Origin of the sequence: Arthrobacter sp. TS-15 (assembly GCF_006964045.1) — a bacterium.
Taxonomy (GTDB): domain Bacteria; phylum Actinomycetota; class Actinomycetes; order Actinomycetales; family Micrococcaceae; genus Arthrobacter.
Window position 1 is genome coordinate 44,895 of record NZ_SDXQ01000006.1, and the last position, 10,542, is coordinate 55,436.

12 protein-coding genes are annotated in these 10,542 nt (G+C 63.0%); 6 read left to right on the forward strand and 6 right to left on the reverse strand.

Going from position 1 to position 10,542, the window contains the following annotated elements; genetic code table 11:
* The first annotated feature begins 24 nt into the window (after nucleotides 1–24).
* Entirely contained in the window at nucleotides 25–729 is a 705-nt protein-coding gene (locus EU811_RS01410) for a TetR/AcrR family transcriptional regulator (RefSeq protein ID WP_142936741.1), read from the forward strand.
* Here EU811_RS01410 and EU811_RS01415 read toward each other — a convergent pair whose 3' ends face one another.
* Together EU811_RS01415 and EU811_RS01420 are read right to left on the reverse strand one after the other, a co-directional pair.
* Nucleotides 730–1,377 carry a LytR C-terminal domain-containing protein gene (locus EU811_RS01415; protein WP_142936742.1) on the reverse strand — a complete coding sequence of 216 codons (648 nt, stop codon included), beginning with the start codon at nucleotides 1,375–1,377 and terminating at the stop codon, nucleotides 730–732.
* Between the two features lie 22 nt (nucleotides 1,378–1,399).
* Nucleotides 1,400–1,699, reverse strand: coding sequence for a type II toxin-antitoxin system VapB family antitoxin (locus EU811_RS01420; RefSeq protein ID WP_024819465.1), 300 nt, complete (start codon nucleotides 1,697–1,699; stop codon nucleotides 1,400–1,402).
* 145 nt (nucleotides 1,700–1,844) lie between these two features.
* Here EU811_RS01420 and EU811_RS01425 point away from each other — a divergent pair, with 145 nt between their 5' ends.
* A complete protein-coding gene (locus EU811_RS01425) occupies nucleotides 1,845–2,765 on the forward strand; it encodes a hypothetical protein (protein ID WP_142936743.1) in 921 nt (306 codons plus the stop codon).
* A gap of 241 nt (nucleotides 2,766–3,006) precedes the next feature.
* Complete coding sequence (locus tag EU811_RS01430; RefSeq protein WP_142937104.1) at nucleotides 3,007–4,422, forward strand: stealth family protein; 1,416 nt, start codon at nucleotides 3,007–3,009, stop codon at nucleotides 4,420–4,422.
* Here EU811_RS01430 and EU811_RS01435 read toward each other — a convergent pair.
* The 4 genes from EU811_RS01435 to EU811_RS01450 all read right to left on the reverse strand — a co-directional run bounded on the left by EU811_RS01435 (nucleotide 4,400) and on the right by EU811_RS01450 (nucleotide 8,152).
* Nucleotides 4,400–5,380, reverse strand: coding sequence for a phosphodiesterase (locus tag EU811_RS01435; protein WP_142936744.1), 981 nt, complete (start codon nucleotides 5,378–5,380; stop codon nucleotides 4,400–4,402). The genes EU811_RS01430 and EU811_RS01435 overlap by 23 nt on opposite strands.
* A 143-nt stretch (nucleotides 5,381–5,523) precedes the next feature.
* Nucleotides 5,524–6,006: a glutathione peroxidase gene (locus EU811_RS01440; RefSeq protein WP_142936745.1), complete on the reverse strand. Its 483-nt coding sequence runs from the start codon at nucleotides 6,004–6,006 to the stop codon at nucleotides 5,524–5,526.
* Nucleotides 6,007–6,083: 77 nt separating this feature from the next.
* Nucleotides 6,084–7,601: a M23 family metallopeptidase gene (locus tag EU811_RS01445; RefSeq protein ID WP_142936746.1), complete on the reverse strand. Its 1,518-nt coding sequence runs from the start codon at nucleotides 7,599–7,601 to the stop codon at nucleotides 6,084–6,086.
* 155 nt (nucleotides 7,602–7,756) lie between these two features.
* Entirely contained in the window at nucleotides 7,757–8,152 is a 396-nt protein-coding gene (locus EU811_RS01450) for a MarR family winged helix-turn-helix transcriptional regulator (protein WP_142936747.1), read from the reverse strand.
* A gap of 184 nt (nucleotides 8,153–8,336) precedes the next feature.
* On the opposite strand from EU811_RS01450, the gene EU811_RS01455 reads away from it, so the two are divergent.
* From EU811_RS01455 to EU811_RS01460, 3 genes are read left to right on the forward strand one after another with little or no spacing between them, the layout of a single operon-like run.
* Nucleotides 8,337–9,350, forward strand: a complete 1,014-nt coding sequence (locus EU811_RS01455) for an MFS transporter (RefSeq protein ID WP_238703254.1) — start codon at nucleotides 8,337–8,339, stop codon at nucleotides 9,348–9,350.
* A 17-nt stretch (nucleotides 9,351–9,367) separates the two neighbouring features.
* Nucleotides 9,368–9,553 (forward strand): hypothetical protein, encoded by a 186-nt coding sequence (locus EU811_RS24025; RefSeq protein WP_223941713.1) that lies wholly within the window; start codon nucleotides 9,368–9,370, stop codon nucleotides 9,551–9,553.
* Nucleotides 9,554–9,587: 34 nt separating this feature from the next.
* Complete coding sequence (locus tag EU811_RS01460) at nucleotides 9,588–10,511, forward strand: oxygenase MpaB family protein (protein ID WP_142936748.1); 924 nt, start codon at nucleotides 9,588–9,590, stop codon at nucleotides 10,509–10,511.
* Nucleotides 10,512–10,542: the final 31 nt, after the last annotated feature.

A 10,542-nucleotide genomic window follows, 5' to 3' on the forward strand; every position in this document is an offset into this window, starting at 1 on the left:
GACAGATCGCGGTAAAGTGTCTGTATGCCAAGGATCACGGCCGCCACGAATGCTGCCCAACGCGCCGCGACCCAACGTCGGATTCTCACCGCCTTTGGAGAGCTCCTGTTCACCCATGGACTCCCCGGCCTCACCATGACCGACGTTGCGCGCCACGCCGGTGTGGGACGCACGGCTGTCTACAACTACTACGCGGACATGGAGCAACTGCTCATCGCGTATGCCTTGGACGAGACCGAGCGCTTCATTGTGGACCTCCGCGATTCACTGGCCGCGCTGGAAAACCCGGTTGACCGCCTTGCCCTTTACGTCCGCGCCCAGGTGGAGGATCTCAGCCGACGCCATCTGCCCCCTGGCCCGGCCATGGCTGCAGTCCTCTCCCCCGGGTCCTTCGCCAAGCTGGCCGACCACGTGGGAGATCTCAACGTACTGTTGCAGGACATCCTCCAGGACGGAGTACGGCAGGGCTATCTGCCGGACGTCGACGTCGAGCAATTGGCGCGGCTCATTCTCGGAACGCTCTCAGCCAGCGCCGCACGCCGCAACCGAACGCCCGACGGCGAGACTCCCGCGCCGTCGCCGGCCTCCGACGTCGAGCCTCACTCAGCTGTTGAACTTCATACGGCACAAACGGTGCGTTTCATTCAGTTGGGCGCTGGTGCCCGGTTCGACGACGCCGGGAGGCCCCTCAGGCTCGAAGCGCCAGCCCACGACGCCTTGGCTGGCTAACTACTGACCCGCCGGAAGCGTGGGAATGATGGGCCACTTGGAGTTGTCAGCGATCCGCAGGTCCTCCCGCGGGCACTCCAGCGTGCCAGGTGTCTGGTCCACTAACTGTGGCTCCACCAAACCTTCGAAGCCTGGCGTGAGGATCACGTCCACGGACTCGTCCTCACGGTTGTCCTCGAAGTAATCCGTTCCTGCAAGGTTCCGCTGGATATTGAACGCCGCGGCCTGGCCTTTGACGCCCGAGACCACCACGCCAATGCCCGAATAGGCGGTATCGCTGTTGTCCACCGAGGCCACCTTGTAGCCCCGGGCCGTGAACTGTTCTGCCACTGTGCCGGCCAGCCCTCCGCGTGAGGTGGCATTGAAGACGTTGAGCGTCACGGTCTCGTTCGGGACGTAGTCGAACGTGGTGGTGGGACACAGGCTAATGGGAGCTTTGCTGGCGATGGCGCTGGGAACCTTGACCACGCCGTTCATGATCGCCCACGCACCCACCGCGCCGGCAGCTATGACACCCACCAACAGGACAAGGACGATCCCATGGAACAGCCTCCGCCGGAAGCGGCCTTTGTGCGCCAGCTCGTCCTCGGCAAAGGTCGCCCGAAGTTCGGGCCCTGTGACTACCCGGTGTCCATGGAGTTGCGTCACATCTTTGGGACGCCTGCCCTTGCTAGCCATCGATTACCAATACACGTGCGTGAATGGCTGTCCTTTGGTGGAGCGCGGTTCGGACCGCCCTGTGAAGTCCGTCTTCGAGGTACATGACCCCTTGATACTGGACCACGTGCGGGAACAAATCACCGAAGAACGTTGAGTCCTCAGCCAACAGCGCCTCCAGGTCCAAGGTCCGTTTGGTGGTCACCAATTCATCGAGGCGGATGGGCCGCGGGGGCAGGGCAGCCCAGTCCCGCGGCGCAGAGAATCCATGGTCAGGGTACGGGCGTCCCTCGCCCACAGCTTTGAAGATCACCCTGCAAGCCTATGGAAGATGCCGCGCTAACGGAACTTGTGACCCGCAGCACAGGCAGGTTGTGGCCAAAAGGTGACTAACCTTCGCATGGCGTCACAGAAGTCATAGCTGTGATGGGAACCTCCGGGACTGACAGAATGGGGGCATGACTCAACCGCTCCAAGGTACTCACCGGACCGCTGCCCGTGCGACGCCCGCGCTGGCGCTGCTGCTGGACGTCGATGGTCCCATCGCCAGCCCTGTGACGCGCGACGTCAAGCCGGACATCATTGCGGACATGGTGGCCCTGGCTGCCGCGGGCATACCGGTCATCTTCAACACGGGGCGCTCGGATGCGTTTATCAGCGAGCAGGTCATGGAGCCCATGATTGCGGCGGGCATGCCGGCTGACACTGTCATTCACGCAATCTGCGAGAAGGGCGCCGTCTGGTTCAGCTACACCGCAGAAGGGCCCGGTCCCATCCATGTGGACCACCAGCTCGCCGTGCCCGCAGCGTACGGGGACGATATCCGCAGGCTTGTTGCCGAGGACTACTCGGCGCACATGTTCTTCGATGAGACCAAGCGCGCCATGGTTTCGGTGGAGCAGCACGTGGACGTGGCCAGCAAGGACTACCTGGCCGAGCAGAAACTTTTCGACGCCGATGCACTGGAGATCATGGGACGCCACGGCCTCAACGCCGCCATCCTGGACCACCACGCACCGGAGTCCGATGACACTGCGGACTACCGCGTGGACCCCACCATCATCTCCACGGACATCGAATCCGTCCGCCTGGGCAAGGACCTCGGGGCCAGCCGGGCCGTTGAACTCCTGGCAGCCCAGGGCATCACCCCGCTCTCCTGGAGGACTGTGGGTGATTCCCGTACGGACTACGCCATGGCAGACTGGCTTCACCACAACGATCACGATGTGAAGCACGTGGACGTCCGGCCGGCAGATGGCATACCCGTCAAGCCCTACACCATCCTGACGGCGGCCGACCTTGAACTGGCCGACGACGTCATCCACGACGACGCCGGCGGCGCATTCCTCCGCAGCTGGCGCGAGGCCCTTTCGATCTAAGTTCCAGCGCATCATAGTTGTAGAGTTTCAGAGCAACCCGCACCGCAAAGATCCCGGAGATACAGCCATCACACAAGCACAGGTCGATCCGATTTACCACGGCAGCCCGTCCATCGAAGAGGACACGATTGCTGAGGCAATCTCGCCTGCCGTCGTCGCGCATCTTAAGCACAGGTCCGACGTCGTTCGTCACCGCGGGCGGTACGCCCTGGTCAACGACGACCTGACCCCGCAACAGGCCATGGTGTCCGATCTCCTGGCTGTCCGGGCCGCTTTGGACGCTGCCGGTATTGACTTCATCCTGGTGCGCGGAAATGATGAGCGGCCCGTCATTGCCGTGGACTGGGAGTCCCGCAAGGACGTCCGGGAGGCGCTGGTCTCGGCTTTCCGCAATGAGCCGTTCTACTCCATGACAGTGGATGCCAAAAAGAAGACCTCGGTGCTGGTTGCAGATGGCGAGCTGTCCGCAAACCGGAAAGCCCGGATCTTCCGCCTGTACCGGCCGCGCGTCGAGATCGGCGGCGGTCTCTGGTACGGCCCCGCCCTGGGCGTACAGCTTGAGCTGTGGAGGTTCGAGGGCGACCACCTGGAACTCCCGGTGGAGAACTCCCTGACCCGCCGCACCATGTTGCGTCAGGACGCGGTGCGAGGCACGGTTCAGAGGCATGGCCTGTCCTGGCCCACTATCGAAAACATGTTCGCGGACCACGCCAGCGACATCGATTTCGACATCGACATCGTTTTCTCGTGGGTGGACGGCAGCGACCCCGAGTACATCGCCAGGAGGCGCGCACAGCAAGCCGACGCCGTCCTCGGCGAGGGCGATGACCACGAAGCCCGTTTCCGGCAAATCAACGAACTAAAGTACGCGCTGCGCTCAGTGCATATGTTCGCCCCGTGGATCCGGCGGATCTTCATCGCAACGGACTCCCCCGCACCGGAATGGCTGGCCGACCACCCTTCGGTGACCATCGTCCGGAGCGAGGAATTCTTTGCCGACCCCTCAGTTCTGCCTACCCACAATTCCCAGGCCGTGGAATGCCAGCTGCACCACATCAAGGACCTCTCGGAGCACTTCCTGTACTCCAACGACGACATGTTCTTTGGCCGTCCCGTGGGTCCTGACATGTTCTTCACGCCCGGCGGCATCACCAAGTTCATCGAGGCCGACACCCGGATCGGCCTGGGTGAGAACGACGCCGAACGCAGCGGTTTTGAGAACGCAGCCCGTGTGAACCGCAAGTTGCTGTGGGAGCGCTTTGGCCGAATCACCACCCGGCACCTTGAGCACACGGCCGCGCCGCTGCGCAGGAGTGTGGTGGCACAAATGGAGAAGGAATTCCCGGCCGAGTTCGCGAAGACCGCAGGTAGCCGGTTCCGGGCCGCGGACAACATTTCCGTGACCAACTCGTTCTATCACTACTACGCCCTGCTCACGGGCCGCGCCGTCACGCAGACCAGCGCAAAGGTCAGGTATGTGGACTCCACCATGTGGGCCGGGCTGCACTATCTGCCCAAGCTCCTGGCAAAGCGCCACATGGACTTCTTCTGCCTCAACGACGGCAGCTTCCCCGAGGTTGAAGCAAACGAGCGCGCAGACCTGGTGACCGACTTCCTGGAGAAGTACTTCCCGGTTAAGGCGCCTTGGGAGAAGTAGGGCCGGAGGAAACCATCGGAAGCGAAGAGGTGTGCGTGCCCGGCGATGTGTGAGCCCCTACCCGGGACTCGTGCGGAATGCGGATACCGGCTTCGGCCAAGCGCCGCTGAACCTCGTCGGCATCCACTGGCTCACCTACAGTGACTCCTCCGGACATCGGGACCACTGAATGCACGATCGTGTGCTCGTAAACATGGATCATGTTGTACGACTGCGCTCCGTCGCGCCCGCGCTGTCCGCCGGCGCGCACCGCCAGGTCCTGGGTGTAACACGTAGCTGAGGCGACCGATACCGGGATGCCGGTGAAGCTCGCCGTCGTCGAGTAATGCAGGTGACCGCCCAGGATGGCGCGGACGTCAGTATTACGCACGACGGCGGCCAGTGCGGCTTGGCCACGCAGCTCCACCAGGACGGCGAGGTCCTGCACGCATGGGACGGGCGGGTGGTGGAGGGCCAGGATGGTGCCGTCCGGGGCCGGCGTTGCCAATTCAGCTTCCAACCACTCCAGCTGCGATTCCGACAGTTCGCCGTAGTGGTGGCCGGGGACCGTGGTGTCCAGGGTGATGATGCGGAGCCCGTTGACGAAGTAGCTGCGGTCCACGGGGTCCTGGGGCTTGCTGGCTGCAGAGGCGTCGGCGAACGCTGAACGGAAGTTTGCCCGGTTGTCATGGTTGCCCATGGCCCAAATAGCTTTGGCTCCAAGTGACGCACACAGGGGTTCAATCATTTCGCGGAGGTGCTCGTAAGCTTCCAACTCGCCTTTGTCGGCAAGGTCTCCGGTGAAAATGATGGCCTCAGGCCGGATCCTTGAGGCGATGATTTGCTCACAGATCTCCCGGAGCCTGGCTGAGCTGTCCACCGAGCCGTGGAGCGTGCCCGGACCACCCACCAGGTGAAGATCGCTCAGGTGCAAAAGCACATGACCTGGTTTGGGGTATTCGGCCTCGATGAGCTCCATAGCTTCGCCTTAGCGTTTGGTGGGAGACGGCTTCTCCCGTATCAATCCAGTAGTCCCAATCCAACCAGACAACAAGCCAACAACTGGCTAACATCCGGCGGAATGTTGGAAAATTACTTTTCTCCCTTCTGGATCAGCGGCGTCTATGCCAGCGCCTCTTCCACTGCTTTCATGAGGTATTCGGAGTCGGGCTCCACTGCGGATGGGAACCTTGCTACAAGTTCTCCCTTGCGGTTTATGACGAACTTCTCGAAGTTCCACTTGACCTTGGCCGACTGCCCATCCTCGTCCCGGGTCAGCTCCGCGAACAAGGGATGTTGCTGCTTTCCCAGGACGTTGGCTTTGCTGGTCAACGGGAAGGACACACCGAAGTTCCGTTCGCAGAATTCAGCGATCTCCTGGTCCGCGCCGGGCTCCTGCCCGCCAAACTGGTTGCAAGGCACCCCCAGGATCTCCAAGCCCCGGCCGCGGTACTTGCCGTACAACTCCTCGAGGCCTGCGTACTGGCGCGTGAAGCCACACTCTGAAGCGACGTTTACCACCAGGACCGCCTGGCCTTCGAAGCGGCCGAAGTCTGCTTCGGTGCCATCGTTGAAGGTGAGGGGAATGCTGTACAGGCTGGTCATGGGATTCGCTTCCTGACGACGTCGTCTGGCGGTATTGCCGCCATCGAGCTTACGGGAGCCGGCTTGGGTGGCGAAACCTAGGGCGTGGGAAGGATGAGCGAGGACAACGGCACCAGCACACCGTCCGGCCGCTGGACCAGGTCCGGGGCGATCAGAATGTATCCGGGCGGCAGGACTACTGCCGGCAGCGACGTCGGGAGGACTGCAACAGGCGAGGGTGCAGGAGCCACCGGAGGGGCAGGAGCCACTGGAGCAACGGCCTGGGTAACTACCGGCGCGGGTGCAACAGGTACTGGCGCCACAACCACCGGCGCAGGTTCCACCACAACAGGCGCTACGGGGGCCGGTGCAGCCGGAGCGGGTGCTACCAGAGCCGGCGCCACAGGAGCCGGCGGGACTGTGTTGGTTTCCGGCGCGCTGGTTGACGGCGATGGTGTTGTGGGGGCAGTCGGCGTCGGTGTCGCAGTGGTGGTCGGCGTCGGTGTCACTGTAGCCGTAGGGGTCGGCGTGGGGGTGGCGGTCGGAGTCGGAGTAGCCGTCACGGAAGGTGAGGGCGTCGGCGTCGTGGTTTGAACCGGCGTCGTGGTGGCAGGCGGGGTGGTCTGGGTACCGCCAGGGCTGCTGGGTGGGTTGGTGGCAGGCGGGGTGGTGCCCGAGGGAGCTGAGGGTGGAACCGGAAGGGGTTCGTCGTTTTCGTGCTCTCCACCGATGACGGCCCGGGTGGTGCCATCCGATACGGGAACGGCCCACTGCGGTGTTGCCGAGGTGCCGGTGCCAACACCGGGCTGGTAGTTCACCATGGCGATGGTTTGCAGCGCATCAACCTGCCGGATGGGCAACAGCGTCCAGTTGGCGGGATCAGTGTGAAGGCCGTTGACGATCGTCTCGAAGTGGAGATGGCAGCCGGTGGACCATCCGGTGGTCCCAACCTCCGCAATGACCTCGCCCACCCGCACTGATTGGCCTTGAGTGACGCCGATCGCCTGGAGGTGGTTGTAGGTGGTGACCAGGCCGTTGCCGTGCTCGATTTCAACCCGGTTCCCACCGCCCCATACGTGCCACCCGACAGCCCGCACCACGCCGGCGTCGGCAGCGTACACACGCGTACCGCAGGCGGCTGCGTAATCCTGGCCCCAGTGGAATTCTCCGGCCAGGCCCGTCAAGGGGCTATAGCGGTAGCCGTAGGACGAACTTTTGTTGAGGACCTCAAGCGGCGAATAGAGGCTCCCTGCAGGGGGTCGTGACAGCCCTGCGGAGGCAACGGTCAGGCCTGTGGAGCCGTCTTTGCTGACTGTGCGGATCATGGCGCGGTCGAAGTAGACCATGGGCGTACCGGCAACCTGCTGGGGTGGTTCCATGGTGGGGTCGATGACCAGGGTTTCGGCTTCCGGCGGCACCAGGGTGCCCAGGGCTGTCGGTTCCACCACCCCCTGCGCCAGTGCTCCGCCCACGGAACTGCTGGAGACAGCGTTCAAGGGTTGGAAGCCAAACGCGAAGAAGGCGAGGACCGCGAGGCTCCCTGCGATTAGAACGCGATGGAAACCTACGGTGCGGATCAGTTCTACTGCCCGGTCTGATTCATGATGCTTGCCCACAAAACACTCCCCAAAGCCAGCGGCACCAAACCCCAGCCTGGCGTGCAAGCACCATTGTTGCGGGTATCAGGGGAGAAATAAAGGCTTCCCGGGTCCCTTCTACCGAAAGGTTGCCTCAGTTTTGGCTCAAGAATCTTGAGCTTGGACTTCTGCGGCTAGGAGCCCAGGTTTTCCTTGAGCAGGGCGCGGTGTTCGACGGCGGCAGTGGCGTGAAGTGCGCGGCCCGCCTCGGTCAATTCCAGGAAGAGGGACCGGCGATCGTCGGCGCAGGTTTCGCGGGACACCAGGCCCGCTTTTTCCAGGCGATCCACCACCTTTGACACAGCACTCTGGGTCATGGGGGTGCGCTCCCCCAAGGCCTTCATGCGGCACGCGGACTCTTCGCTCTCGGCCACCAGGTCCAGGATTTCGAACTCGTTGAGGCCAATGTCGAACTTGGCTTCGAGCGCGCGGTCGATCGCTCCGGCGGTGCGGAAGTAGGAGTTCTGGATGCTGCGCCACTGCTCCACCAATTGGCGGTCCTGCAGTTGACGGTCACGCGTCGTTGCCATGGTCCGATTCTAGTTCATGACGACGTTAGAATCCACGTCATAAGATGACGCATCATATTCCTTGTCATTGAATGACGCGTCATGTACATTCAAATCCATGACATCACCCACCACCCTCAAGACCTCAACCGAGCCGCCTTTGGTTTCAGCCGTTCACTGAACGCGAGCCCAGTGGCTGCTGCTCATGGTTGTGTGCACCGTCCTGGCTTTGGACGGGCTGGACGTCTCCATGGTCGGCGTTGCGCTGCCCTCCATCGGGCAGGAACTCAACCTCGGAACCGACTCCCTGCAGTGGATCGTCTCCGCCTACGTCCTTGGTTACGGGAGCCTCCTGCTCCTGGGCGGCCGACTCGCGGACCTGTTGGGCCGCCGTCGAATCTTCCTTATCGCTTTGACCGTCTTTGCCGCGGCGTCCTTGCTGGGCGGGCCGGTTGACGACCCCGCCATCCTGATCGCTACCCGGTTCATCAAGGGACTGGCCGCCGCGTTCACTGCACCCACCGGGTTCTCCATCATCACCACCAACTTCGCCGAAGGCCGCGAGCGCAACAAAGCGCTGTCCATCTTCACCACGTTCGGCGCCAGCGGTTTCTCACTGGGCCTGGTGGTGGGCGGCCTCATGACCAGCCTGAGCTGGCGTTGGACGTTCCTGGTCTCGGTTCCCATCGCGGTGGTGGTTGTCCTCCTGGGCATGAAATTCATCCCCAAGGACAAGCCCTCAGCGGAGAACAGCGGGCACGATATCTGGGGTGCCGTTACCCTCACACTGGGCATGCTTGGCTTGGTCTACACCTTGGTTTCAGCACCGGAGCAGGGCTGGGGATCTGTGGCAACAATCGCCGGATTCGCAGTGTCCATCGCCGTGCTGGCAGCCTTCGCGGTGATCGAAAACAAGGTCAAGCATCCGCTGATCCGCTTCAGTATCCTCAAGGAAGGCTGGGTGGCCAGGGCAAACCTCAGCGCCGTGGGGCTGTTCGGCTCCTACCTCAGCTTCCAGTTCATCGTCACCATGTACCTGCAGTCGGTGCTGGGATGGACACCGCTGGGAATGGCGCTTGCCCTGCTGCCGGCAGGTTTGCTGGTCATGGGTAGCGCGCCGTTCGCGGACCGCCTCATTGAAAAGTTCGGTGCCACACAACTGATTCTCAGGCGACTACCGGCATTCGCGATTCCGAGCAGGGGCTGGCTGCCGGGCTGATACAAACGAGCACCCAAGTGGGCGCCGCACTGGTTTTGGCAGTCACCACAGCCCTCGTCAGCGGACACGGTCAGGCCGCCGGAACCGTCAGCGCCCAAGCCATGCTGGAACAGTACCGTCCGGGCCTGATCCTGAGTGCCGCCGTCGCCATCGCCGCGCTCTTGGTGGCGGCAGCACCGAAACGGCGACGCGTGCGCAGCTGATCTCCCCTGTACAGGCGAGCCAAAGCGAGGTCTCATGGGATCTATGAGGAATTACCTCACGGAGTATAGGCATGAGCTGCAGCGCACGTTCACAGGGACGTCGGGCACGCCTCCGGAGTGGGTACCGCGCCTTGCTGAAGGGAACGACGCCGGCTATCACCTTCCGGGATCGGCGGTCTGGGCGGTGCATGGTCATGTGGCTACCATTGTGGCCGGGATCAGGGTCCTGCTGATGCAGGCCCTGCATCCCGGCGCTCTGGCAGGGGTTTATGAGCACTCGGGATTTCAGAAGGACCCTCTTGGCCGGTTGGCAAACACTGTCCGCTGGATTTTCACGGTGACGTACGGTTCCACGGAGGCCGCCGAGGCAGCCACCGCCCGTGTGCGGAAGATCCATGAGCGCGTCCGGGGGACGTACGTGGACGGCAACGGGGTCACGCGCGGGTATGCCGCCAACGATCCCGAGCTTCTCCGCTGGGTTCACGTCACCTACGCGGATTCCTTCATCACCGCCAACCGCATCTGGGGTAGGCCCATCCCGGGCGGTCCTGATGCCTACGTTCGTGAATGGGCGGCCGCGGGGAGGCTCATGGGAGTTGTAGACCCGCCGCTCACTGAGGCTCAGGTCCGTGACGAACTCGAACAGTGGTACGCCTCCGGGATACTCAGAGCCGACGAGCGGCTCGCCCAGACGGTGTCCTTTATCCGCTATCCGCCCCTAAGCCCACTCCTCAAGCCCGGCTACACCATCCTGTTCGCGGCCGCCGTCGCAAGCCTTGAACCCAAGTATCGCGAAATGCTGGGTATTCGCCGTGCCGGTTTGGGTCCGGTTCCTTTGCCCGTCATCACCGCTGCCCGGGCCGTGCTGGGCATGGTTCGCTTTGCCTTGGGCTCCCACGGACCCAGTGAGCTGGCCGCCCGGCGAAGGTTGCAGAGGCTGGGATACGCGGAGGCTTAAAGCCGAAAGCCAACCCCTCCGCGCAAGTGAG

What these genes read in the sequence shown, in the direction of transcription:
- EU811_RS01410 (WP_142936741.1), top strand. Translation starts at nt 25, where the DNA reads ATGCCAAGGATCACGGCCGCCACGAATGCTGCCCAACGCGCCGCGACC.
- EU811_RS01425 (WP_142936743.1), top strand. Translation starts at nt 1,845, where the DNA reads ATGACTCAACCGCTCCAAGGTACTCACCGGACCGCTGCCCGTGCGACG.
- EU811_RS01430 (WP_142937104.1), top strand. Translation starts at nt 3,007, where the DNA reads ATGGTGTCCGATCTCCTGGCTGTCCGGGCCGCTTTGGACGCTGCCGGT.
- EU811_RS01435 (WP_142936744.1), bottom strand. Translation starts at nt 5,380, where the DNA reads ATGGAGCTCATCGAGGCCGAATACCCCAAACCAGGTCATGTGCTTTTG.
- EU811_RS01440 (WP_142936745.1), bottom strand. Translation starts at nt 6,006, where the DNA reads ATGACCAGCCTGTACAGCATTCCCCTCACCTTCAACGATGGCACCGAA.
- EU811_RS01450 (WP_142936747.1), bottom strand. Translation starts at nt 8,152, where the DNA reads ATGGCAACGACGCGTGACCGTCAACTGCAGGACCGCCAATTGGTGGAG.
- EU811_RS01455 (WP_238703254.1), top strand. Translation starts at nt 8,337, where the DNA reads ATGGTTGTGTGCACCGTCCTGGCTTTGGACGGGCTGGACGTCTCCATG.
- EU811_RS01460 (WP_142936748.1), top strand. Translation starts at nt 9,588, where the DNA reads ATGGGATCTATGAGGAATTACCTCACGGAGTATAGGCATGAGCTGCAG.